We start from the raw sequence: 22,586 nt of genomic DNA on the forward strand, positions 1-22,586 counted from the left end.
GGTCAGTCCTTGTCCGGGTTGTTCGGCTTGAGCCAGAAGGGCACGGAGGGGTCGTCAGAGCCGCCGTTACGGCTGCTGCGCAGCCACAGCGGCGGCGCCTCGGACGCGCGGGGGGCCGGCTGGTCGGAGCCGCCGAAGATCCGGGGGCCTCCGGCTCTGGGGGCGCCGCCGTTCGGCCTCGCCCCACCGGAGCGGGACCCGCCGCCGCCCGAGCCGCCGAACAGGCCGCCGCCTCCGGAGCCGGGTGCGCGCGTGCCGCCGCTGAACCTCGAGCTCCGCGACCCGCGGGTGGAGCCGGTACGGGAGCCGTTCGCCGACCCGCCGCGTGACGCCCAGCCGCCACCCGACCGGCTGCTGAACCAGCCGCCGCCCGAAGACGAGCCGCCGCCGGAGGACGAGCCGCCGCCCGACGAAGCGCCGCCGGCGCCGCCCAGCCGCGGGCCGCCCGTGCCGCCCACGCGCGGCCCGCCGACGGCGGGGCCTCGGGGGCCGGTCGTGCCCAGGTTGAGCGGCGGTGCGGTGCCCTTGCGCGGCTCCGTCGCGGCCCGGCCGCCTGTCTTGCCGCCCTGCTGGTCGGTGTCGAGCGGAGCGGCGGTCGCCGGGATCCTGGTGCCGGAGGCGGCGCCTTCGCCTTCCTCGGCGCGTACCCTGGCCTGTCCTGCCGCCGCGGCCGTCGTGGCCGCCGCTCCGGCCGGGTTGGCCGCGGTCGCCGCTCTGATGAGGGGCTCGGCCTTACGCAGCCCCCAGCGGCCGATCCTGGCCGACGCGACCGGCGGCAACGCGCCCGCCGACCGTTCGAGCACGGGCGAGCTCGCCGCCTCGCCCAGCATGCGGGTGGCGACCGTGTGGCCGTTGATCGAGGCGAACAGATGCTGGAACGGGCGCCGGTAGAAGAACACCGCGATCGTCAGCAGAGCCATGAACAACACCTGCATGCCCCACGGCATGGCGGTGGAGATGATCAGGGCGTACCCGTAAACGAGCACGCTGAGCACGATCGTCAGCACAGCCTGCCTGAGCAGGGTGCCGATGAGCATCTCCACCCAGCGCAGGGCGACGATGCGGCCGCTGCCCGGATGCACGCCGATCAGCAAGAATATCGGTCCCAGGATCAGCAGCAGCAGGAAGCCGACCTTCAGCACCAGCAGCGAGACCGCCACCAGGAAGATGAGCAGCCCGGCCACTATGGCGGCGATGAACGCGCCGACCGCGACGCCGAGCCGGTTGGACCAGTCGCGGCCGGAGAAGACCGTGTAGCGGGGGTCGTTCCTGAGCTTGTCGGCCAGCGCGGCGTATTCCTGCTGGCGGGCCCCCACGTCGGGGGCCGGTTGGCCGGCCACGGCCGGCGGGATCGACTGCATCTCCAGGACCTTGCGTCCCCAGTCGCGCACGATGGGCTGCTGCGGGTCGGCGGTGCCGAACAGGCCCACCAGCCACGGCTTGCAGACCAGCGTGGACCACAGCGCGTCGGCGTTCTGGTCGACGCCCGGCGTGCCGGTCTGGGCGTACCCGCCGGCCTTGACCTCAGGGGTGGTCTGACCGGGCGAGGGCAGGCAAGAGGCGCCGCCCGCGCCGGGCAGGCCGGAGAAGGCCGAGTTGACGACCTCGCCGGTCTTGTCGGTGACGACCTTGCCCAGGCCCGTGAAGTCGCCGGGCCGGCTGAAGAACCAGACCGCCACGGTGACCGCGAGCACCATCCAGATCACGCCCTCGGTGGTCGTGGTGGCGCGCTTGCGGATCAGGCCGTACCAGGCCAGCCAGATCGCGCCGAGGATCACGATCGGCTGGAGGAATTGCCAGTACATGGCGTCGGCGAGTCTGGTGACGATGTCGTCGACGACGTCCTTGATCGCCTGGAGCGGCCCTTCGGTGGCCGCCGCCTGGTATGTCGTGATCGTCAGCCGGTCGATGGCCTTGGCCGCGGTGAAGATGCCGTTGGCCCACATGTTGCCGAGCACGGCGACGTAGTCGGCGCAGCCCAGCTCGTGCGTGTGCCAGAACTGGCCACTCATGCCGAACTGCCCGTAGTTCGTGGTCGGCGCCCCGGTCGGCGGGATCGGCGCCTGCATCAGGCCGTCGGTGCCGCCGCCCACCACCTCGGGGGTGAGCGGGCCCGACAGGTCACAGGGGGCCGCGGCGGCCGGCGCGGACACGCCTCCGATGACCAGCGGCACCAGGAGGATGCCGGCGACCAGCGCAAGAGCCAGCGCGATTCGTCGGGATAGCCGGATCTTCATGACCGTACCTCCTGCGCCCTGCCCACGCCCCCTTGAAGATCATCATGCCCGTTGCCGTCGGGTTTGTCGTGCGTCGGGTTGGTGTCGAGCCAACGGAGAAGTTCCTCGGAGATCAGGTCTACTCCGATCCGGCCTGCCCTGCCATCCAGATCGCGGAATACGCATTCGCCGTTTCCGAGCGAGCGCAGCACGGCCTTGTGCTCTTCCGACGATTCCACCCCGAGCAGGGACATGACGTGGTCCACCTCCACCCGTTCGGTGGACCGGAACGCGAAGACGGACGACAGACAGTTGGTCACCTGCTCGTTCAGCAGGTCTCCCGCGTTCTGCGAGACCAGCACGAGCGCGGTGTTGCGGGAGCGGCCCATCCTGCTGACCTCCGGCACCAGCTTGGCGCCCTCGGGCGTGGAGGTGATCGCCCACGCCTCGTCCAGGAAGATCGCCTTCGGGGCACGCCGGTCCAGGCCGTTCATGAGCCGGCGGGCGAACTGGGACACCAGGTAGAGCAGGGCGACCGACAACCGCTGCTCATAGGAGTAGTCCTCCCTGCTCGTCGCCACGTCGGGCAACGTCAGCCCGCCGAGCGTGAACACGGTGGTCCACCCCTCGGTGTCGATCTGGTCGCCGCCCGAGGGGTCGAAGCAGAGCCTGGCCAGGTGCATCTCCGACATCGAGCGCAAGACGGCGCCCAGGTTCTTCGACGCCGGGTCGTCGGCCGCCTCCAGGTGGTCCACGACCTTGCCGAGCGACGGGTCGGGCTGGTTGGAGACGGCGGCCACCGCCTGGATCATCGCCGACTCGCGCTCCTCCGACATCCGCGGCAGCAGCAGCCGCAACGTCTCGGTGGCCATGGTCTTCTTCGCCGCGATGTCGTCGCCGAAGGAGAACGGGTCCAGCAGGCCGGGCGCCGCCGAGCCGAGCGGGATGATCCTCGCCTTGCGGCCCCGCCTCTCCAGCAGCTTCACCAGGGACTCGGCGTCGCCCTTCGGGTCGATCACCGCGACCGTCACGCCGCGCAACGCCATCTGGTAGATCATCAGCAGGGCGAGCGTGGTCTTGCCGCCGCCCGGCTCGCCGGTGATCGCGATGGCGGTCGGCCGGTTGCGGGTGGCCGCCACCAGCGGATCGAAGTGCACGATGCTGCGGGCGCGGCCGACGGTCTCGCCGATGTACGGGCCTAGCCAGCCCTCGCTGCCCTCGCCCAGCCGGTCGCCGAGGTCCACGGTGGCCGTGGCCATGCCGCCCGCGATCGTACGCAGCGGCTGGCGCTGGGCGTAGGCGTTGACGCGTACCCTCTCGCCCGGCAGCGACTCGCAGAACAGCGAGAACTGGTCGCCGGTGGAGTTGACCACATCGATGCCCATGTCCCGGTAGTGCTCGACGACCGCCTCGACCCGCTGCACGCAGATCTCCTCGGTCGGGGCGGACACGATCAGTCGGTGCCAGCCGTACACGAAGGGCAGCCGCTCCTTCGTGATGCCGTGCTCCAGCATGCGGGCCGCGTCGATCTGCTCGGCCAGCGCCAGCGGCGCCTCCGCGCCGGCCTCGCGGATGTGGTGGTCCATGTCGCGGGCGTGCGCCAGCTTGCGCGCCACGTCCTTCGACGCCTTGACCGGCGGGATCAGCCGCATCCGCGACGAGATCTCCACCGGGAACGGCAACTGGTCGGCGAAGTGCAGCCACGGCTCGCCGTCGGGGAACGGCATCAGGTCCGGGAAACGGGCGAACGACAGGTTGGCCACGTACGAGTCGCCCTGCGGCTGCACGATGCGCAGCAGCGACCTGCCATTGTGGATCTCGCCCTCGACCAGCGACTCGATCTCGCCCCTGCCCCAGCGCCGCCGCGGGCTGGCCGACGGCGGCGGGTCGCCGAGCGCACCCGCGGCCGCGTGCTGGAACAACCACGCCACCTCGACGGAGGTGGCGTGCCGGGCGTAGAGAGCGCTCGATGCGAGGGCTCGGCCCAGGCGTTCGGCCTGTTCGGTCCACCGCCCTATCTCGCTGTCGGGTACGTGGTCGTCCGCCATGCCGAGCGCCTTCTCGGTCTTCTGGTAGAAGCCGAACAGCTGGGCGAGCACGCCGCTGCCGAGTTGTTTGCCCCGCGGGCCCAACCGCACGCCGAGGTAGACCTCCTTGGTCCAGAAGTCCTTGGCCCAGACGTGCCGGTACATCTCCTCGAGGTAGTCGCGCCAGCCGGGCCCCTCGTCGGACGTGGCGTTGAGCGCCATGGCCCACTCCGCGGCGGGGTACGTGCGGTGCGCGACCCTCAGATGGACCTCGGCGTCGGGCATCCTGATCGCGGCCAGCGCGATCGTGATGTTGGTGGCCAGCGCCTCACGCTCCTCTGGCGTGACGAACTCGTAGCTGACCGTCGGGAGGCGGAAGTATGCCCATGCGCAGGTGTCTGTGAGCAGGATGCGGTCGTCGAAGTAGCGGACCGCGAGGCGCTGGTGCGCTCGGGACGCCCTGGTCATGCCGCCCCCTCGGCGCATGACCGGGCCAGGCCTGCTCGCTTGTTCACTTAACGCTCACCGATTCTCGTGCCCGGGGGGTCACTCGCCAACTCCTCTTCGCTCGGTCGTACGGTCTGTGCCGCGAAGCCCGCGACCACGACACCGGCAAGGGCGAGATAGGCCCGCCGCCCGGCCGCGCGCAACTGCCCGGGATCGACGATCTCGGCCCCGCCGGGCGCCAGATCGTCCTCCCAGGGGACCCTGACGATGGCCCGGCATCTGCCCCTGGCCACCGACTCCGCCTGCTCGACGTCGGCCATCGAACGCCTGCTCACGCCGTTGACGACCATCACCGCACGCCTGCGCAGCTCCGCGCAGCCGTGCCCGTCGAGCCACTCGTACGTCATCGCCACCGCCTCGGACGCCTCCTCGCTCGCCGGGACCACGAGGACGAGCTGGTCCGCGTACGGCAGGAGCCGGGCCGCCAGGGCGGCGGCCGGATCGATCACGGCCAGCTTGTAATGGCGGTCCAGCAGGCGCATGGACTCGCCCAGCCGGTGGTCGGAGAAGAAGGACCGGTCCGCGAGGCGCTGCTCGGCGCCCGCGTCGGTGTCCGCGCTGATCACTTCGAGCCCGGAGGCCGTCCGTGTGGTGTATCCGCGCATGGTGAGGTAACCGCTGACCCGGTCCAGCCCGGACAGCAGCGACGTGAGAGTTTCCGGGGTTTCCGGCTGGATCCTGCTGGTCAGAGTGGTGCCGCCGGTGTTGGCGTCGACGGCCACGACCCTGTCGTCGCGGTAGGTGGCGAAGGTGTGGCCGAGCATGAGGGCCGTGGTGCTCTGCCCGGCGCCGCCGGTGCAGCCGAGGACCACGATCCTGCGGCTGCCGCTGAACACGGCCCTGGCCCTGGCCTCGTCGATCTCGGACCCGTCGGTCCGTACGTTGTTGCCGCCGACGACCACCTGAGCGATCCGCCGCCAGCCGCCGGAGTCCCGCCCGATCACGGACTCGACCCTGCGCACCCGCGTCTCACCGGGGCTCGGCACCGGCCCCACAAGCCCCTCAACCGCCCCAGGCCCGCCTCTGGCCGGGCCACCGATCGAGCCTTCCGCCCCCGCAGACTGCTCCCACGCCGCAGCGGCAGGCCGATCGTGCTCAGCCGGTGCGGGCCGACCGCGCGCGGCCGCCGCAGAGCGATCGTCCGGCACGCCCGGCGCCGAGGCCCCGCGATCGCCGGTCGTTCCCTCCCCCGTCACGGCGGGGTCATCGGACGGGACCGGCGTCAGCCTGGGCCGGTTCCCCGCTCCGGCCGGCGCCGAGGGGCCGGTCGGCGTGTCGGCGACCCCACGTGGCGGGCGCGTTCCGGCGCCCTCGGACGGCGCGTCGCCCGCCGTGCTGTGCGTGACGGGCTCGTCTGCCGCCGTGGCGTCCTGGCCTGGCACATCGCGCCGGCCCGGCTCTTGCTCGCCTGCGTGGCCGGGGCGGGAGACGCCGGGACGGGGCAACGGCTTGGCGTTCGGGTTGAGCGGCGGCCAGACCCGTTGGCTGCCCTGCACCGCCAGCGCAGGGCCCAGCTTGGGCGGCTGTCCCTTCCTGTGCTGGTCTCGCGCGACCTCGTCCTCGGGGCGGTCGCCCTCGACCGGGCCGGCCCTCTCCCCGCGGTCGGCCGCCGGTTCGGCGGGCGCGTCGGCGCTGGCCGCGAGCTTCCTCAGCCGCCGGAGGGCCTCGGTGTCGATCGGCTTGCCCGCGGCAGGCCTGCGACTCTGCGCCGTCCTGATCGGCACGACCGCCCCAGGCACGTCCTCCGCCTCACCGTGAGCTCCGGAATCGCCCGTCCGCTCGTGGACCCCGCTTCCCCGGCCATCGTCACCATCGGGCCGGCTCTCGTGGCCCGCCGTCTCCCGGTCATCGCTCTCATGGCCGGCGATCTCGGGGGGTGTGGTCGCATGGGCCCCGATCTCAGGAGCTGCGGCAACATGGGCCGCCGTCTCGGGGTCATCGCTCTCATGGCCGGCGGCTTCAGGGGCTCCGACCTCACGGGCCGCGGCCTCAGGACCGGTGACCTCACGGGCCCAGGGCTCAGGACCCGCGGCCGCAGGAGACGCAGTCTGGGGAGTCGCCGCGGCCCGGTCCGTAGTCTCACGGCCGGAGGGTTCCGGACCGGAGGGCTCGCGAAGCGCCGCATCCCGGATGGCCGCTTCCCGGAGTGCCGCATCCCGGAGCGCGGCCTGTTGGCTCGCGGCCTGCCTGATCGCACCCTCCCGGGCGGAGAACCGCCGACCGCCGGTCCACTTCCCGCCGCCCTTCCGAGCGCCGTCCGTCCGCCTACTGTCCGTCCGAGCGCCGTCTGAGCGGCCGCTGTCCGACGGACCGCCGTCCGACCGACCACGAACTCTCTGGCCGCTGTCCGTCCTGCCGCTGGTGCGCGGAGTCGACGGCTCGCGCTCGACCCGTGCGGGCGACGGCGGCGACGTCGTACCGGAGTCGTCCCCGGGCATGACCACCACGGGCAGGTCCTGGCGGTGCCCAGGACCGCCGGAGAGCCCCTCATCGCGTCGTGCCGGGGCAGGAGCGGGCTGGCGCGCCTGAGCCTTGAGCGCGGGCGCGGCGGCGCCGCGGCGGGCGCCCCAGCCGGTGCGCGTGGCCGCCGGCTCGGCGACCGGAGCGTGGCCGGCCGCGGCGGCAGCGGCCGCGACGGCGGGGCGCACCTGGCGGGGCCCGGCGATCCGCTGCTCCTCGCGCCTGCGCTGCGGGTGACGGCTCTTGCCCGGCCGCTTGGCCTTGGCCCGCGCTGGGGAGGTACGCCACACGCGCGCGGCAAAGGTGATCGTCTCGGGTTCGCCCACGGGCTTGAGGCGGTACCACGCCTTCGGCTCGCCCAGGTAACGCAAGTGGGACTCGAGGAGCTCGGTGAGCCGCTTCCCCTCGATGACGGGGCGGGTCGACAACCACGTCACGATTCCGGGCGGCACCAGGAACAGCACGTGCCACGGCATCGCCACCGGCACGCCTACGAGGATCAGCAGGAGGGACCACGGGATGAACACCCCGACGAAGACGCCGATCCAGACGATAGGCAGCGGCATCGGCAGCCGTAGGTCGTACAGCTTGTAGAGCCGCTTCTCTATCCGCCAGATGTTCGTATACGTGGGCAGGTCCACCCGGTCCTCCTCTCCACCCGCTCGTGTATGACCGCCGCGGGACGGTCTCAACCACTTATCTGATGCCCAGTGCGCCCGCGATTGCCTTCGCCGTCACCTCGATGATGTTGGGAACGTAGAAGATCACTCCGATGGCCACGGCCAAGATCAGGAATTGCACGAATCGCGTGATCTCGCGGGTGAAGAGGAAGAAGAGCGCGACCACGGACACGACGACGAGGAACAGCGGAGCGAAGAACGCGCGCAGGAAGTCGGCGAGCCCTCCGGTGTCGATGCCGGTCGACGTGGGGGTCGGCGACATTTCGATCAAGGTGAGCGTTAGGGTCTTCAAGATCACTTCTCGTCCTCCCGGGGGGTACCGATCGGCAGCGCGGCCGAGCCTCTAGTCAACGACCCGGCCGGCGCCGCGGATGTCGGCGACGAACCACTTGTCGCCCTGCTTCTCGACGGTAAGCCGGTAGGCCTGCTCCAAGCGCGCGCCGACCGTGGCGGGGTCGGTGGCGTTCGGGGTGGCCTGGGCCTCGCCGTTCGGCACGACCCACACGACGACCGCCTGGATCTCTCGGGTGGCACCCCCCACAGGCACCACGACTTTCTTGAGCTCTGCGAAGGTGAAGGCGCCGCCGAAGCTCGGCAGGCTCTTGCCGGCGGCCACGTAACGCTGCAGCCCGGCGGCGTCGCCGGACGCGTAGTCCTTGAAGAAGCCCTCCAGTTGTGGTTTCAGCTCGGCGGCGGCCGCGTCGTCGGTCTCCGGCGGCGCCACCTGAGGCAGCTCGGCAGGAGCGGGCGCGGGGAGGATGGCCGGGCGGCCGGAGACGACGAACCTCTTGCCCCCTTCGTCGCCGGCGTAGTAGATCGGCACCGACAACATCAGCCTGCGGGGGCCGGACTGGAAGGCCACGCTGACCACCGCGTTCTGGGCGTCGGTGGTCTCGATGTCGTACGGCTGGATGGCGACGGCCGCCAGCTTGCCCAGGCCGTCCCAGCCCATGCGCGGGTCCGAGGCGTCGGGCAGGAACGCCGCCAGCTTGCGTGACCTGCTGACGTCGTCCTCTGGGCTGAAATTGAGATAGACCCCGGCGAACTGGGCGGCGAAAGCCATGCCACGATCCACCGGGAATCCGTTGTTCGCCACTGCGGCGCCATTGGGTGTTACCGCTTCTTGCTGGGTAAACCGCTCAAATGGGGCACGGATCCCATTCACCACGATAACCACGATAAGCGCCCAAAGAATGATGCGACCGGTCCACACCAGCCACCGCCCGCCGCCACCGGACCAGCCTCCACGGCGCGGCCTGCGGGGTGGCGGCGCGTCGAAGTCAGCCGTGTCCAGGGTTGCGGAAAGCCCGGGCCCGTCAGCGATCCGAGGATCGTGCTGGACGGTAGACCTACGAGCCATCACGCCTCCGCTCGCGCCGATCCCCCCGGCTGGCGCGGTGTCGTCCGTTGCCGATCCCCATCATCCGCGGTGAAGTAGTCACCCTATCCGGTCTCCGCCATTCTTCCAGGAAAGCCACGCCCATGCTGCAGGCACGACAGCCCTCACGGCAAACCGGGGCACGATGACAGGCTCCAGTGCCGATTCCTGTCACTTCCCAGTCGAATCGCCTATTGACCAGGCCAGACGCCTAAAATCGCCTAGCCTGGCCGCCATGGATTCCTGACCAAAATAGGCATGGACTCTCACGCCTTACGCATTCGGCATGGAGCGCGAGCGGAGGGGTGCGTCAGGCGGGCTCTGGGTCCTGGGTGGACTGCCCCTGCCGCCTGCTCTGCAGGTCCACGACCGTCGTCCGGCTCTGGAGGTCCACCACGGTGGGGCGCACTGCCCGCTCCAGCGAGCCGCGCAGGTCAGCCAGCATGTCCGCGGTGTCGCTCTCGCGCATGCGGCTGGCCATCTCGTTGCGCTCGTCGACCTTCCTGCGGAGGTAGGCCTCCCGGTTGACACGGAGGCCGTACATGAGCTCGACCCTGATCAGGGCGAGCTCCTCCTCGAGGCTGATGCCCGCCAGGGTGGGCGCGGAGCGTCGTTTCCGGATGATGCGACGGATCATGAGGGGCCTCCCGAGTCAGCGTGAACGCCGTGACGATTCGACGCGCGGGGGCCCATAGTGGTTGACGCATCACTTGTCCCGGGATCAGACATCAGAGCGCTCCCGGGAGTCAGACGCCGTAGTGGGCGTTGGCCGCCATCCATCGACGGCGACCTAGCGTAGCGAATGACGACTCTGAGTAAACGGATTGAACGCTGCGCGCCGGATGTCGTCCGGCCCGTCTAGGCTGATGACCGTGGCAGCAGACGAGAAGGCGCCCTCATACGAGCAGGCCCGCGAGGAGTTGACCGAGGTGGTGCGCCGCCTGGAGACGGGCGGTCTCACCCTGGAGCAGTCGATCGAGCTCTGGGAGCGCGGGGAGAAACTGGCGGCGGTCTGCGAGGAGTGGCTCCAGGGGGCCAGGGTCAAGCTGGCCGCCGCCATGGCCCGCCGCTCCGAGCCCACCTCAGGCGCCGACGACGCGCCCTTCTGACCGCCACACCCGACGGCCCGCCCTTGCGGGCACCACACCCGACGGCATCCCCTCGCCGGCGCCGTGCTCCGACGACCGGACGCCCTGGCGTCGAGGGATGCTCAGGCGGCCTGGGGCAGCAGCGCCACCACTGGGATCCGGCGGCTCGTCTTGGCCTCGTACTCGGCGAAGCCGGGCGCCTGCGCGACCATCCTGGCGTAGAGCCGGTCACGCTCCTCACCCTCGATGAAGACGGGCTTGGCCTCGAACGTCTCCGTGCCGACCTCCACGGTGGCCGAGGGCGTCGCCCGCAGGTTGTGATACCAGGCGGGGTGGTGGTCCGCGCCGGCGTTGGAGGCGATGACGACGTAGCGCTCGCCGTCCGCGAGATACATCACGGGCGTGGTGACCGGCCTGCCGCTCTTGGCTCCCGTGGTGGTGAGCAGCACCAGCGGCGCGCCCTCGAACATGCCGCCGACACGTCCTTCGTTGGCACGGAACTCATCGATGACCTGCTGGTTGAACTCGTTGGGCATAGTCAGCTCCTCAAAATTGGAGAAATCTCCGGTTCGAGACTAATCGGAGGACTCTCCGGTTACAAGCTGTATGCTCCACACGTGCGCGGACGTCGTTCCTTGCCCCTGGTCGGGCAACCTCAGCCGGAACGGGCAGACGCCGCGCGCAACCGGCAGAAGATCATCGAAGTGGCGGGCCGGATGATCGCCGAGCGCGGCGCCGCCGAGCTGTCGCTCGACGAAGTGGCCCGAGTGGCCGGCGTCGGCGTAGGCACCGTCTACCGCCGCTTCGGCGACCGGTCCGGGCTGGTCTACGCGCTGCTCGACGAGCGGGAGCGGCAGTTCCAGTCGGCGTTCTTCGCCGGCCCTCCGCCGCTCGGCCCGGGCGCCCCGGCGGCCGAGCGGATCACGGCGTTCCTGCACGCGCTGGTCGACCGTATCGCGGCGCAGCAGGAGCTGTTCCTGCTGCTGGAGCAGGGCGGCAAGCGAGGTGGGTTCAGCGGGCCCTACAAGGTGCACCACATCCACCTGGCCACGCTGGTCGCCGAGGCTTGCCCGCTCGCCGACACGGCGTTCCTGGCCGACGCGTTGCTCGCGCCGGTCAACGCCCGCCTGATCGCCGTGCAGACCGAGGAGCGCGGCATGACGATCGACGCGATCAAATCGGGCCTGACGGCGCTCGTCGCGGCCGTCACCCGCCCATAGCTGCGGCTCAGAGCATGAAGCCCAGCATGCGCGTGCTCAGGTCATGAGGCAGAGCAGGTTGCCCTCGGAATCCCTGAACGCGGCCATGCGGATCTCCTTGCCCGGCGTGCCGAACGTGCCGTCGTCGGTGAAGATCAGATGCGGCTCCTCGACGATCACGACGTCATGGGCCCGCAGTCGCGCCACATCCGCGTCGAGGTCGTCGGAGGCGAGGTACAGCACCGCGGACGGCGCGCCCTTCTCGATCAGCAGCCGTACGCCGTCGAGGTCGAAGAAGGCCAGCCCGGGCGGCCGGTAGGTGGCGAGGTGCCGCAGGCCGAGCACATCGCGGTAGAAAGCCGTGGCCCTGTCGAGGTCGTCGGCGTGCTGGGCGACCTGCACGAGTCCTCTCATGTCCCGAACGTAGACCTCGGACCCGCTATGCGCCCTCGTTTTCCACTCGAACGGTCAGTCTGTCGTCGGACAGGCGGACCGTCAGCAACGAGCCGGGCGCCACGTCCTTGGCCAGGCGCACCACCTCGCCGGAAGGGTGCTGGACGATGGCGTACCCGCGCTCCAGCGTGGCCGCCGGGGACAGCGCGATCAGGCGGGCCCTGAGGTGGACCAGGTCGTCGGCGGCCCGGTCGAGCGAGCCGGACAAGGAGCGCCTGGCCCGGTCACGCAACGACTCCACCTGCTCGGCCCTGCGCTCGAGCTCGCGTACGGGATCGGCCAGTGAGGGCCGGGAGCGTACGGATGTCAGCCAGGACATCTCGCGGTCGAGCCAGCCGCTCACCACCCTGCGGCCCCGGTCGCGGAGCTGGCGCACCAGCGTGAGCTGCTCCCCGACGTCGGGCACGACCTTCTTGGCGGCGTCGGTGGGGGTGGACGCGCGTACGTCCGCCACCAGGTCGAGCAGCGGGCTGTCCTGTTCGTGACCGATGGCGCTCACGACGGGCGTGCGGCAGGCGGCCACCGCGCGGACGAGCGTCTCATCGGAGAACGGCAGAAGGTCCTCCAGAGAGCCGCCGCCGCGGGCGACGACGATCACATCGACGTCGGCGTCCGCGTCCAGCTTGCGGAGCGCCTCGGTCACCTCGCCCACCGCGTAAGGCCCCTGGACGGCCACCTCCTCGACCTTGAACCGCACGGCGGGCCAGCGCCGGCGGGAGTTTTCCAGCACGTCCCGCTCGGCCGCGGAGTCGCGGCCGCAGATGAGCCCGATCGTGCCCGGCAGGAACGGCAGCCGCCGCTTCCTCTCGGCGCCGAAGAGCCCTTCGGCGGCCAGCAGCTGCCTGAGCCGCTCCAGCCTCGCCAGCAGCTCACCCACGCCGACCGGGCGGATCTCCAGGGCGGTGAAGGCGAATGAGCCCTTGTTGACCCAGAAGTCCGGCTTCACCTGCATGACGACCCTGGCGCCGTCGGCCGGTCGCGGCACGGCAGCCTCGTAGACGCCGCGCGGAGCGGTGACCCTGGCGGACACGTTGGCGACCGGGTCGCGCAGGGTCAGGAACACCGTGCCGCCGCGGGCGCTCAGATCCGTGATCTGGCCCTCGACCCAGACCGTGCCGAGCCTGGCGATCCAGCCGCCCACCATCTGCAGGACCGTGCGGATGGGGAGCGGGGACTCGGGTGAGGTCTTCTCGGGCATAGCGGAAGACTACGGGCTCGCTCCGACTACTCTCCGGCCTGCAGCTTGGCGAGGCGGTTCTCGAACATCCGCACGACCTCGGGGCGGCCCTGCGTGGCCCGCTCGTAGGCCAGGAAGTCGCCGATCTGCTCGGCGGTCTTGCCACGCATCCTGGCGCGCAGGGAGGCGACGGTCAGCTCGTCGTAGCCCGGCAGCGGCTCGGCAGGCTTCGCGACCTGCTCAGGCGCGGCAGCGGGCGCTTCCGCGACGGCCGGCTCGGTGACGGCCTCCGGAGCGGAGGGCTCCTCGACGACGGGCTCGGTGACGGCCCTGGGGACGGCGGGCGCGGCCTTCGGCTCGGCGGCGGGCGCGGGCTCGTCCACGACCTTCGTCTTGGCTGCGGGCTTGGGCGCCGCCTCCTTCTTGGCGGCACGCTTGGGCGCCGTCTCGGTCTTGGCGGCCGGCTCCGTCTTGGCGGCCGGCTCCGTCTTGGCGGCCGGCTCCGTCTTGGCGGCCGGCTCCGTCTTGGCGGCCGGCTCGGTGGCGGGAGCCTCGGGCTCGGCGGTGGCGACCGGCTCCTTCTTGCCCGCCGGCGCGAAGATGACCGGGTCGGGCTTGGTCTTCGCGGCACCGTTCGGCTCGGCTGCGCCGGGCCGCGGCGCGAAGATGACCGGCTCCTTACGGCGAGCTTCGGCGGGCTCTTCCTCGGCCGGCGGCGCGGCCACCTGGCCGGCGGCGGAGGGGCGGGCAGCCTGCTCCTCCTGGCGCTCTTCCTTGTTGCCAAGGCCCTTGATGGAGTTCTTCACCCGGTCCACCAGCAGCAGCGCCTGTCCGGCGGCGCTGAGCGTGGACTGGACGACCATGAGCGGAAGGTCCTTGACCTTCTCCTTCATCTCGTCCTTGTTGGTAATGGTTTTGGCGATGTTGCGTATCACGTCGCTGAGGGACATGACGTCTCCCTGGGAGGTCTGTAGTGGACGGCCAGTCTGGCAAACCGCGGACGACCACGCACGCGCGGGCTTGATGGCCGCTCCACGTAGCATAGAAAGTATGGAGCCCCAGACCCCTACATCCCGCCGAGTCCTGGTAGCCAAGCCACGGGGCTACTGTGCCGGAGTCGATCGAGCCGTGGTAGCGGTCGAGAAGGCTCTGGAGCAGTACGGCGCCCCGATCTACGTACGCAAGCAGATCGTCCACAACACCCACGTCGTCAAGACGCTCGAGGCCAGGGGCGCCATCTTCGTCGAGGAGACCGAGGAGGTCCCCGAGGGCGCGATCGTGGTCTTCTCCGCCCATGGCGTCTCCCCGGCCGTGCATTCCGCGGCGAAGCAGCGCAATCTGCGCACCATCGATGCCACCTGCCCGCTGGTCACCAAGGTGCACAACGAGGCCAAGCGGTTCGCGGGGCAGGACTACGAGATCCTGCTGATCGGCCACGAAGGCCATGAGGAGGTCGAGGGCACCTCCGGCGAGGCTCCCGAGCACATCCAGCTCGTCGACGGGCTCGACTCGGTCGACCGGGTGCAGGTGAAGGACCCGAGCAAGCTGATCTGGTTGTCGCAGACCACGCTGTCGGTCGACGAGACCACCGAGACCGTCGCCAAACTCAAGCAACGTTTCCCCAACCTGCTCGACCCGCCGAGCGACGACATCTGCTACGCCACCCAGAACCGGCAGATCGCGGTCAAGGAGATCGCCGCCGAGGCGCAACTGGTGATCGTGGTGGGCTCGGAAAACTCCTCCAACTCCAAGCGCCTGGTCGAAGTGGCCATGGACTACGGCGCCGACGCCTCCTACCTGGTCGACAATGCGGGCTTCATCCGGGACGAGTGGCTGGAGGGCGTCACCACGGTCGGCGTGACCAGCGGCGCCTCGGTCCCTGAGGAGCTGGTCGAGGAGGTGCTCGCGTACCTGGCCGAGCACGGGTTCGGCGACGTGACCGAGGTCGAGCCGGTGCAGGAGAGCATGCGTTTCGCGCTGCCCCATGAGCTGCGCAAGGACCTCAGGACCGTCTCCTAGTCCTCGCCGTCCCCCTGGAGCCGTTCTTGGACAAGGAACGGCTCCAGGAGGACAAGACCACCGCGGTGGCCGCCCGGAGCCGGTGTGCCCATTGGCCCTAGGTCGTTCAGCGGCTGATGCGCTTCAAGGCAGCTCTATCCCATCATGATCCACATCCAATAGGTTCGCGGCATGACCGTCGAGGATCACAAGCAACTCCTGTGGCACGTCTTCACCGAGACCGCTCGGGGCAACGGCCGACCGTTCGTTGACGCGCTGGCCGACGACGTCCGGTGGACGATCATCGGATCCACTGCATGGTCGCGCATCTACCAGGGCAAACGTGCCGTGCTCGACGAACTCCTGGCCCCGCTGGCGGCGCAGCTCACCGGCCCCAACACGGTCAGCGCCGAGCGCATCATCGCCGAGGGCGACCTGGTCGTCGTCGAGGGCCGCAACCACAGCACCACCCGCTCCGGCCGCCGCTACCCCAACCGGTACTGCTGGATCATGCGCATGCGCGACGGCAAGATCGCGGAAATCACCGAGTACACCGACACCCAGCTGATCAACGACGTCCTCGTCCCGCCTCCTCCGGAAGGTCCCGCAGGTGCCACGGCAGCCGCAGGCGGCTAGTCCTCGCCGCGCGGCGTCCCGTAGATCTTGGGCTCGAAATAGCCCTCCGGCTCCGGCACGAACGGCTGGCGCGGGCGCGGCACCTCGGCGCCCGCCTTCAGCTCCTCCCGCAGCTCACGTACGTTGTCGCGCAGCCCACGCCGCCACGCCACGCCCAGCACGATGGCCGACCCGGCGAACAACCACGGCGCGCCCCGTGTCAGCGACGTGTAGAGGCCGAGCGCCAGCGACTGCACGATCGACACCGAGCCGAACGCCCGCCCGAGCTCGACGAACAACGTGGCGCAGAAGAACACCAGCGGCGGCGTCACCACCAGCGACAGCAGCTCACGGCGGTTGACCAGGAGCGCCCCCAGCAGGCTGGCCAGGACGAAGGCCGCCCCCACCACCTCCTGGACGTCCGTCAGCGCCGCCACCACATAGCCCGCCAGGGTGGCGACCAGGGCGAGCGCGATGGCGCCTCGAGCGGTCAACCTGACAGCCGAACGCCTGCCTTTCTCCCCCACTGGACCGCCCCCCATTCATTGGCCCCGTTTACTGCGACCCGTGGGCCAACTTACCGTTCGAGCTGGAAATCAGAGGCGACGTTTCGAGTAGTTCGGGGGATGACAGGGGTCTCGGGAGCCCGTCGAGCATCCCAGGTGAGTCCAGATCGCCGTCCACAACGCCCAGATCGTGCAGCTTGCGTGCGGTGACCAGGACGCGGCTTTCGAGCGATCCGACCGACTTGTTGTACGCCTCCACGGCCCGGGTCAACGCCTTGCCCAGCGCATCGACGTTCCTGCCCAGCGACGACAGCCGGTCGTACAGCTCCTTGCCCAGCTCGAACACCGCTCGCGCGTTCTCGCTCAGCGCGGCCTGCTGCCAGGCGTAATGAGCGGTGCGCAGCATTGTGATCAGCGTCGTCGGCGTGGCGATGTGCACACGCCGCGCCATGGCGTACTCCAGCAGCCCGGGATCGCGTTCGAGCGCCGGCGCCAGGAACGCCTCGCCGGGGATGAACAGCACCACGAACTCCGGCGACGGGTTGAACGCCTGCCAGTAGGACTTGGCGGCCAGCCGGTCGATGTGCTCGCGCACGTGCCTGGCGTGCGCGTCGAGCCGGACCGTGGCCAGCGACTCGTCCGACGCCTCCGCGGCCTCCAGATAGGCCGCCAGCGAGACCTTGGAGTCAACCACGATGTTCTTGCCGCCGGCGAGCCGCACGACCATGTCGGGCCGCATGGAGCCCTCCGTGACCTGCTCGTCGAAGTCGCAGTGACGCTGCATGCCGGCGATCTCGGCGACCCTGCGCAGTTGCAGCTCGCCCCACCGGCCGCGGGCCTCCGGCCGCTGCAACGCTCTCACGAGGGCGGTGGTCTGGGAACGCAGCTGCTCGTGGCTCTGGCGCATGAACTCCATCTGCTGGGCCAGCTCCGCCCGCGCCGCGCGCTGGCCCGACTCGGTGTCGCGCAGTTGCGCCTCGACCCGCGACAGCGCGTCCTTCAGCGGCTCGACCAGGTGCTCGACGGCCTGCTTGCGCTGCTCCAGCTCGCCCGCGGCCTCCGCGCGGCTGGCCGCCAGCCTGGTCTCGGCCAGCTCCAGGAACCGGATGTTGTTGACGTCGAGCGCGCGCGTGGACAGCGCCTGGAAGCGCTCGGCCAGCTGCTCCTCGACGTAGACCAGCTTTTCGGCGGCGCTCTTGGCCCGCGCGTCGGCCTCGGCCACCCGCACCGCCGCTCGCGTCCTGGCGACCAGGAACCCGATGAGCAACCCGACGGCGAGACCGATGAGAACCGAGACCACGTCCACTCCATCGATGATTGCAGGACTTCGGCACGCCGTTCCCGCCCGACACGCTCGTTACGCTCAGCACGTAAACTTGGGCTCCGTGAGTCTCTCTATAGGCATCGTCGGCCTGCCCAACGTCGGTAAGTCCACGCTGTTCAATGCGCTGACCAAGACCGGCAACGCGCTCGCCGCGAACTACCCGTTCGCCACCATCGAGCCCAACGTGGGCATCGTGGGCGTGCCTGACGACCGCCTGCCCGTGCTGGCCGAGATCTTCGGCTCGGCGCGCATCCTGCCCGCCAAGGTCGAGTTCGTCGACATCGCGGGCCTGGTCAAGGGGGCTTCGGAGGGGCAGGGCAGGGGCAACCAGTTCCTCTCCAACATCCGCAACACCGACGCGATCTGCCAGGTCATCCGTGTCTTCAGCGACCCGGACGTCACGCACGTGGACGGCGAGATCGCCCCCAAGCGCGACATCGAGACGATCAACTTCGAGCTGGTCATGGCCGACCTGCAGACGGTCGAGAAGGCCATCCCGCGCCTGCAGAAGGAGGCGCGCAACGTCAAGGACAAGAAGCCCGCGCTGGAGGCCGCCGAGGCCGCCAAGGCGGTCCTGGAGACCGGCAAGACCATCTTCGAGAGCGGCCTGGACGGCACCGAGCTGCGCGAGCTGCACCTGCTGACGGCCAAGCCGTTCCTGTACGTCTTCAATCTCGACGCCGACGAGCTGACCGACACCGCGCTCAGGGAGCAGCTGTCGTCGCTGGTCGCCCCGGCCGAGGCGGTCTTCCTCGACGCCAAGATCGAGTCCGAGCTGGTCGAGCTCGACGAGGAGGAGGCGCTGGAGCTGCTGCAGTCGGTCGGCCAGGAGGAGTCGGGGCTGCGCCAGCTGGCCAGGGTCGGCTTCGAGACGCTCGGCCTGCAGACCTACCTGACGGCCGGGCCGAAGGAGACCAGGGCCTGGACGATCCGCAAGGGCGCCACCGCGCCGGAGGCGGCCGGTGTGATCCACACCGACTTCCAGCGCGGGTTCATCAAGGCCGAGGTCGTCTCCTTCGACGACCTGGTCGAGGCCGGCTCGATCGCCAACGCCCGCGCCGCCGGCAAGGCCCGCGTCGAGGGCAAGGACTACGTGATGCGCGACGGCGACGTGGTCGAGTTCCGCTTCAACGTCTGAGCGGCAACGTCTGAGCGGCCTCGCTGCTCGCGCCTGCGACAGGCGCTGTCCAGCACGCTGCTTTTCCGGCTTCGACGCATCGCGTGCGACGCCGAGAGCGCCTGACTCGATCAGTCCTTGGGGCGCTCCTGCAGGACGGACGCCAGCTGCGCCAGCTCCGGCCAGTCGGCCGTGCCGGTGATCACGAGGGTCACGTCGGGCAGGAAGCGGACCAGCGTGCGCTGGTTCTTGTCCTCGCGGTAGCGCTGCTCCCACGTGACCCCGCCGACCTGCTGCGTGCCGACGGCCTTGTCGGAGTTGGCCATGCGGCTGGCGAAGCCGGCGGCGGGCTGCTCGTTGCTCTGCGCGAACATCGCATGCTGCAGCTTGGCCGTGGCGTAGCCGAGGTAGAGGACCTGCGCGCCGTTCTCGCCCTTGGCGATCCTGTTGCTGTTGGGCACCCAGTCCTGCGGGTCCTGTCGCGGCGCCCACACCGCGTACGGCACGGAGTGGCCGAAGTTGGCGACGGTGATCGAGTAGTCGCGCCGCGGGATGTGCGCCTCGCGCCCCTGTGGGGCGGCCAGCAGGAACAACCCCGCCCCCGCGAGGCAGACGCAGAGCGCTACCACGTAGCCATAGAAACCTTCGGTGAACCGTCGCACAGTTGGCGAGGTTACCCGCTGGAGGAGGCGGTCGCGGACCCGGTCGGGCGGATCTGCCCGATGATCGCGAGGACCTCCTCGGCCAGCCCGCGGTCGCCGGTGCGCACGACTTCGGAGACGGCCGCGGCCAGCGCGCCGGTGATCACCACGACGAGTGCGGGCTGGTCCTCGAACAACGCCGCATTGCGCTGCGCCCACATGCGCAGCCGGTCGCGCATGACCACGTCGAAGCCGGGCGGGCCGTCGCCACGCAGGAACAGCGCGGCCACCTCGCGTTCCTCCAGGCAGCCGTCGAGGTAGGCGCGGGCGGCGCTGAGGAACACCCGCATGGGGTCGCTCTCGCCGTCGGCGCGGGCCGCTCTGGCCGCCTGCTTGGTCCGCTGGGTCTGCCGGGCCTGCCACTCCTCGAACAGCGTCAGGTAGAGGTCGGCCTTGCCGGAGAAGTGATGGTAGAGGCTGCCCACGCTGGCGTCGGCCCGCGCCACCACGTCGGTCACGCCTGCTTCGGCGAAACCTTTGGAGACGAAGACCTCCCGCGCGGCGGCGAGCAGCGAGGTTCGTGTCGCCGCTCCCCGCTCGGACGTGCGCGGCTGAGCCACCACGTTTTCCACATCGCTCATTCGCCCTCCTCCACGGCGCGGCGCCATGCTCCATGGTGAAGGCAAGATCCCTGACGCGCACAGGGTATGGCGCAAAATCCGTTCCCAACTCGAGCTTACCGATGCCTCCGCAGCCCGCCGCAGGCACAGGACTAAGCCGGACCAGGCAGATTATCCCCCTCTGGGCGGGAAGAGAAGGGCAACTACGATCGAGAGAGTTGTCTGCGAGGAGGCCAATGATGTCCGATTCCGTACCGCCCGCGCTCGCCACGAGCGAGCACGCGCCCGATCGAAACCTGGCGCTGGAGCTCGTCCGCGTCACCGAGGCGGCGGCGATGGCCGCGGCCCGGTGGGTAGGCCGCGGTGACAAGAACGGCGCCGACGGCGCGGCGGTGAACGCCATGCGCCAGCTGATCAACACGGTCTCGATGAACGGCGTGGTGGTCATCGGCGAGGGCGAGAAGGACCACGCCCCGATGTTGTTCAACGGCGAGCACGTGGGTGACGGCAGCGGCCCTGACTGCGACGTGGCCGTGGACCCCATCGACGGCACCCGGCTGACCGCACTCGGCATGCCCGACGCCGTGTCGGTCATCGCGGTGAGCGAGCGCGGCTCCATGTACGACCCCTCGGCCGTGTTCTACATGGAGAAGCTGGTCACCGGCCCGGAGGCGGCCGACCTGGTCGACATCGAGGCCCCCGTGTCCGCCAACATCAACGCGGTCGCCAGGGCCAAGCACTGCTCCCCGTCCGACGTGACGGTGGTCGTGCTGGACCGGCCCAGGCACGAGCGGCTGGTCAAGGAGATCAGGGAGACGGGCGCGCGCATCAAGTTCATCACCGACGGCGACGTGGCCGGCGCGATCATGGCGGCCCGCACGGGCACCGGGATCGACCTGATGCTCGGGATCGGCGGCACGCCTGAGGGCATCGTGGCCGCGTGCGCGCTCAAGTGCCTCGGCGGGGTGATCCAGGGCAAGCTGTGGCCGCGCGACGACGCCGAGCGTGGCAAGGCCATCGACGCGGGACACGACCTCAGCCAGGTGCTCACGACCAACGACCTGGTCAGGTCCGACGACGTGTTCTTCGCGGCGACCGGCATCACGCACGGCGAGCTCATGCAGGGTGTACGGTTCCGCGCCGGCTCCGCGGTGACGGAGTCGCTGGTGATGCGCGGCCGTTCCGGCACGATCCGCAAGATCGAGAGTGAGCACCAGCTCTGGAAGCTGCGCGCGTACAGCGCGATCAACTTCGACACGGCGGGCTGAGCCCTCAAAGGAGCGGCCCCGTCAATGGCGGCGCTTGCGGCGGGGCGGCCCCGTCAGCGGCGGCGCTTGCGGCGGGGCGGCTCCTTGACCTTGACGTCGCCGGCGAAGTTGGTGGTGCGGACCTCGACCACGGGCGCGCCCGGCTCGGTCGGCTGCTTGTTCAGCCGGACGGTCTTGCCCTTGGCGACCCTGATGACCTCGAGGTCCTCGGGCACGTGGATCTCCAGCCCGCCGAAGACGAGCGTGGCGTTGATGATGATCCGCCGGTTCTGCAGGATCGCGTCGCGGAGGTCCAGCTTGGTGGTGCCGAACATGGCCGTCACCGTGAGCTCGGCGGGCACGACCCAGCGCCCGCCGCGCTGCTCCTGTTTGAAGATGGCCGACACGGGACGGCCGTCCAGGTTGAGCGGTTGCTGGTCGGCGGGCAGGAGATCGCCGGTGAGCTGCGCCAGCTCGCCCAGCGTGCGCGCGGCGTAGAGCACGCCGAGCCGCTCCTCCAGCTCCTCCAGGGTGAGCCGGCCGTCGGCGTGCGCGTCCTGGAGCACCTGCGCGATGCGCTCGCGGTCGGCGTCGGAGGCGCGCAGCTCGTGCGGCGGCGGCACGTCGCCCGCGGCCGGCAGGCGGCGCGCGGAGACGAACTCCTCGGCCAGCCGCTCTCCGACTTCCTGCAGCTTCGGCAACCAGGATCCCGCGCGTTCGTTCACACATATGACGATATCCGGCGCCCGCGCGATTCGCTCGTCCCGAATCGGCCACTCCTAACGGATTCGCGCGAGCAGCCCGGCGATCTCCTCGGCGAGTTCACCGTTCACGTCGGCGTGGCGATTGAGCAGGCGGTACCACATGGCGCCGTAAATGAGATCGACGGCCAGCTCCGGGTCCACACCGGCGGGCAGGGCGCCGCGTTCGAGCACCGAGCGCAGGGCGCGCCGGCGCGGCATGATGATCTTGGAGCGCAGCTCGGCGGCCAGCGCCTGGTCGTACTGGGCGTCGGCCATGAGCCCCACGACGACCTGCCCCGCGACACCCCTCGCCAGTGCGAACGCCTGCCGCAGGAACGCCACGAGGTCGGCCCGCGCGTCGCCGGTCTCCGGAATGGGCGGGACCTCCGCGGCCAGGATCTCCGTCAACCCTTCGAGCAGCACCTGGGCCTTGGTCTGCCACCAGCGGTAGACGGTCTGGCGGCCGCTGCCCGCGGCTTGGGCGATGCCTTTCATGGTCACGCTCTGGTACCCGTCGCGGGCGCACAGGTCGAGCGCCGCCCGGAGGATCGCCTTCCTGGCCACTTCGCTGCGCGGTCTGCCTGCCATGC

The 22,586-nt window shown here is 70.3% G+C and carries 22 protein-coding genes; 6 read left to right on the plus strand and 16 right to left on the minus strand.

What is annotated here, in order from left to right; all coding sequences use genetic code 11:
- Positions 1-2: 2 nt before the first annotated feature.
- The 6 genes from EDD27_RS36315 to EDD27_RS36340 form a co-directional block, all read right to left on the minus strand.
- Entirely contained in the window at positions 3-2,237 is a 2,235-nt protein-coding gene (locus EDD27_RS36315) for a type IV secretion system protein (RefSeq protein WP_127936411.1), read from the minus strand.
- Positions 2,234-4,711, minus strand: coding sequence for an ATP-binding protein (locus EDD27_RS36320; protein ID WP_127936412.1), 2,478 nt, complete (start codon positions 4,709-4,711; stop codon positions 2,234-2,236). The genes EDD27_RS36315 and EDD27_RS36320 overlap by 4 nt, the downstream gene beginning before the upstream one ends.
- A 47-nt stretch (positions 4,712-4,758) precedes the next feature.
- Positions 4,759-7,851, minus strand: a complete 3,093-nt coding sequence (locus tag EDD27_RS36325) for a TcpE family conjugal transfer membrane protein (RefSeq protein WP_164903947.1) — start codon at positions 7,849-7,851, stop codon at positions 4,759-4,761.
- A 55-nt stretch (positions 7,852-7,906) separates the two neighbouring features.
- Complete coding sequence (locus tag EDD27_RS36330) at positions 7,907-8,152, minus strand: hypothetical protein (protein ID WP_241564884.1); 246 nt, start codon at positions 8,150-8,152, stop codon at positions 7,907-7,909.
- A gap of 81 nt (positions 8,153-8,233) precedes the next feature.
- Positions 8,234-8,953: a conjugal transfer protein gene (locus tag EDD27_RS36335; RefSeq protein WP_241564445.1), complete on the minus strand. Its 720-nt coding sequence runs from the start codon at positions 8,951-8,953 to the stop codon at positions 8,234-8,236.
- Positions 8,954-9,578: 625 nt separating this feature from the next.
- Positions 9,579-9,905: a hypothetical protein gene (locus tag EDD27_RS36340; RefSeq protein ID WP_127936416.1), complete on the minus strand. Its 327-nt coding sequence runs from the start codon at positions 9,903-9,905 to the stop codon at positions 9,579-9,581.
- 229 nt (positions 9,906-10,134) lie between these two features.
- On the opposite strand from EDD27_RS36340, the gene EDD27_RS36345 reads away from it, so the two are divergent.
- Entirely contained in the window at positions 10,135-10,377 is a 243-nt protein-coding gene (locus EDD27_RS36345) for an exodeoxyribonuclease VII small subunit (protein WP_164903948.1), read from the plus strand.
- Positions 10,378-10,478: 101 nt separating this feature from the next.
- On the opposite strand, the gene EDD27_RS36350 is transcribed toward EDD27_RS36345, so the two are convergent.
- Positions 10,479-10,892 carry a nitroreductase family deazaflavin-dependent oxidoreductase gene (locus EDD27_RS36350; RefSeq protein ID WP_127936418.1) on the minus strand — a complete coding sequence of 138 codons (414 nt, stop codon included), beginning with the start codon at positions 10,890-10,892 and terminating at the stop codon, positions 10,479-10,481.
- An 81-nt stretch (positions 10,893-10,973) separates the two neighbouring features.
- On the opposite strand from EDD27_RS36350, the gene EDD27_RS36355 reads away from it, so the two are divergent.
- Positions 10,974-11,576, plus strand: coding sequence for a TetR/AcrR family transcriptional regulator (locus EDD27_RS36355; protein ID WP_127936419.1), 603 nt, complete (start codon positions 10,974-10,976; stop codon positions 11,574-11,576).
- A gap of 36 nt (positions 11,577-11,612) precedes the next feature.
- Here the strand turns inward: EDD27_RS36355 and EDD27_RS36360 are convergent, their stop codons facing one another.
- Genes EDD27_RS36360 through EDD27_RS36370 form a run of 3 tightly spaced genes read right to left on the minus strand, consistent with a single transcriptional unit; the run spans position 11,613 to position 14,135 of the window.
- A complete protein-coding gene (locus tag EDD27_RS36360) occupies positions 11,613-11,969 on the minus strand; it encodes a VOC family protein (RefSeq protein ID WP_127936420.1) in 357 nt (118 codons plus the stop codon).
- Positions 11,970-11,994: 25 nt separating this feature from the next.
- Complete coding sequence (gene xseA / locus EDD27_RS36365) at positions 11,995-13,206, minus strand: exodeoxyribonuclease VII large subunit (protein ID WP_127936421.1); 1,212 nt, start codon at positions 13,204-13,206, stop codon at positions 11,995-11,997.
- Positions 13,207-13,232: 26 nt separating this feature from the next.
- Positions 13,233-14,135: a DUF8129 domain-containing protein gene (locus EDD27_RS36370; RefSeq protein ID WP_127936422.1), complete on the minus strand. Its 903-nt coding sequence runs from the start codon at positions 14,133-14,135 to the stop codon at positions 13,233-13,235.
- Between the two features lie 100 nt (positions 14,136-14,235).
- Here EDD27_RS36370 and EDD27_RS36375 point away from each other — a divergent pair, with 100 nt between their 5' ends.
- Positions 14,236-15,204 carry a 4-hydroxy-3-methylbut-2-enyl diphosphate reductase gene (locus tag EDD27_RS36375; RefSeq protein WP_127936423.1) on the plus strand — a complete coding sequence of 323 codons (969 nt, stop codon included), beginning with the start codon at positions 14,236-14,238 and terminating at the stop codon, positions 15,202-15,204.
- A gap of 171 nt (positions 15,205-15,375) precedes the next feature.
- Positions 15,376-15,819, plus strand: a complete 444-nt coding sequence (locus tag EDD27_RS36380; protein WP_127936424.1) for a nuclear transport factor 2 family protein — start codon at positions 15,376-15,378, stop codon at positions 15,817-15,819.
- Here the strand turns inward: EDD27_RS36380 and EDD27_RS36385 are convergent.
- Together EDD27_RS36385 and EDD27_RS36395 are read right to left on the minus strand one after the other, a co-directional pair.
- Positions 15,816-16,292 carry a DUF6542 domain-containing protein gene (locus EDD27_RS36385; RefSeq protein WP_164903949.1) on the minus strand — a complete coding sequence of 159 codons (477 nt, stop codon included), beginning with the start codon at positions 16,290-16,292 and terminating at the stop codon, positions 15,816-15,818. The genes EDD27_RS36380 and EDD27_RS36385 overlap by 4 nt on opposite strands.
- A gap of 61 nt (positions 16,293-16,353) precedes the next feature.
- Entirely contained in the window at positions 16,354-17,610 is a 1,257-nt protein-coding gene (locus EDD27_RS36395; protein ID WP_127936427.1) for a DNA recombination protein RmuC, read from the minus strand.
- Between the two features lie 79 nt (positions 17,611-17,689).
- On the opposite strand from EDD27_RS36395, the gene ychF reads away from it, so the two are divergent.
- Positions 17,690-18,766 (plus strand): redox-regulated ATPase YchF, encoded by a 1,077-nt coding sequence (ychF, locus tag EDD27_RS36400; RefSeq protein WP_127936428.1) that lies wholly within the window; start codon positions 17,690-17,692, stop codon positions 18,764-18,766.
- Between the two features lie 110 nt (positions 18,767-18,876).
- Here the strand turns inward: ychF and EDD27_RS36405 are convergent, their stop codons facing one another.
- Positions 18,877-19,407: a DUF4245 domain-containing protein gene (locus tag EDD27_RS36405; RefSeq protein WP_127936429.1), complete on the minus strand. Its 531-nt coding sequence runs from the start codon at positions 19,405-19,407 to the stop codon at positions 18,877-18,879.
- A gap of 11 nt (positions 19,408-19,418) precedes the next feature.
- Positions 19,419-20,027 (minus strand): TetR/AcrR family transcriptional regulator, encoded by a 609-nt coding sequence (locus EDD27_RS36410; protein ID WP_127936430.1) that lies wholly within the window; start codon positions 20,025-20,027, stop codon positions 19,419-19,421.
- 218 nt (positions 20,028-20,245) lie between these two features.
- Here EDD27_RS36410 and glpX point away from each other — a divergent pair, with 218 nt between their 5' ends.
- On the plus strand, positions 20,246-21,274 hold the full coding sequence (gene glpX / locus EDD27_RS36415; RefSeq protein ID WP_206641807.1) for a class II fructose-bisphosphatase: 1,029 nt from the start codon (positions 20,246-20,248) through the stop codon (positions 21,272-21,274).
- Between the two features lie 53 nt (positions 21,275-21,327).
- Here the strand turns inward: glpX and EDD27_RS36420 are convergent, their stop codons facing one another.
- Both EDD27_RS36420 and EDD27_RS36425 read right to left on the minus strand, forming a co-directional pair.
- Complete coding sequence (locus tag EDD27_RS36420) at positions 21,328-21,978, minus strand: DUF1707 SHOCT-like domain-containing protein (RefSeq protein ID WP_127936432.1); 651 nt, start codon at positions 21,976-21,978, stop codon at positions 21,328-21,330.
- A gap of 54 nt (positions 21,979-22,032) precedes the next feature.
- Entirely contained in the window at positions 22,033-22,584 is a 552-nt protein-coding gene (locus EDD27_RS36425) for a TetR/AcrR family transcriptional regulator (protein ID WP_127936433.1), read from the minus strand.
- Between the last annotated feature and the right edge of the window lie 2 nt (positions 22,585-22,586).

This window comes from Nonomuraea polychroma (assembly GCF_004011505.1).
Taxonomy (GTDB): domain Bacteria; phylum Actinomycetota; class Actinomycetes; order Streptosporangiales; family Streptosporangiaceae; genus Nonomuraea; species Nonomuraea polychroma.

What these genes read in the sequence shown, in the direction of transcription:
- EDD27_RS36335 (WP_241564445.1), bottom strand. Translation starts at nt 8,953, where the DNA reads ATGGCTTTCGCCGCCCAGTTCGCCGGGGTCTATCTCAATTTCAGCCCA.
- EDD27_RS36330 (WP_241564884.1), bottom strand. Translation starts at nt 8,152, where the DNA reads ATGTCGCCGACCCCCACGTCGACCGGCATCGACACCGGAGGGCTCGCC.
- EDD27_RS36340 (WP_127936416.1), bottom strand. Translation starts at nt 9,905, where the DNA reads ATGATCCGTCGCATCATCCGGAAACGACGCTCCGCGCCCACCCTGGCG.
- EDD27_RS36370 (WP_127936422.1), bottom strand. Translation starts at nt 14,135, where the DNA reads ATGTCCCTCAGCGACGTGATACGCAACATCGCCAAAACCATTACCAAC.
- EDD27_RS36350 (WP_127936418.1), bottom strand. Translation starts at nt 10,892, where the DNA reads ATGCCCAACGAGTTCAACCAGCAGGTCATCGATGAGTTCCGTGCCAAC.
- EDD27_RS36425 (WP_127936433.1), bottom strand. Translation starts at nt 22,584, where the DNA reads ATGGCAGGCAGACCGCGCAGCGAAGTGGCCAGGAAGGCGATCCTCCGG.
- EDD27_RS36375 (WP_127936423.1), top strand. Translation starts at nt 14,236, where the DNA reads ATGGAGCCCCAGACCCCTACATCCCGCCGAGTCCTGGTAGCCAAGCCA.
- EDD27_RS36315 (WP_127936411.1), bottom strand. Translation starts at nt 2,237, where the DNA reads ATGAAGATCCGGCTATCCCGACGAATCGCGCTGGCTCTTGCGCTGGTC.
- xseA (WP_127936421.1), bottom strand. Translation starts at nt 13,206, where the DNA reads ATGCCCGAGAAGACCTCACCCGAGTCCCCGCTCCCCATCCGCACGGTC.
- EDD27_RS36360 (WP_127936420.1), bottom strand. Translation starts at nt 11,969, where the DNA reads ATGAGAGGACTCGTGCAGGTCGCCCAGCACGCCGACGACCTCGACAGG.
- EDD27_RS36410 (WP_127936430.1), bottom strand. Translation starts at nt 20,027, where the DNA reads ATGAGCGATGTGGAAAACGTGGTGGCTCAGCCGCGCACGTCCGAGCGG.
- EDD27_RS36345 (WP_164903948.1), top strand. Translation starts at nt 10,135, where the DNA reads ATGACCGTGGCAGCAGACGAGAAGGCGCCCTCATACGAGCAGGCCCGC.
- EDD27_RS36380 (WP_127936424.1), top strand. Translation starts at nt 15,376, where the DNA reads ATGACCGTCGAGGATCACAAGCAACTCCTGTGGCACGTCTTCACCGAG.
- glpX (WP_206641807.1), top strand. Translation starts at nt 20,246, where the DNA reads ATGTCCGATTCCGTACCGCCCGCGCTCGCCACGAGCGAGCACGCGCCC.
- EDD27_RS36320 (WP_127936412.1), bottom strand. Translation starts at nt 4,711, where the DNA reads ATGACCAGGGCGTCCCGAGCGCACCAGCGCCTCGCGGTCCGCTACTTC.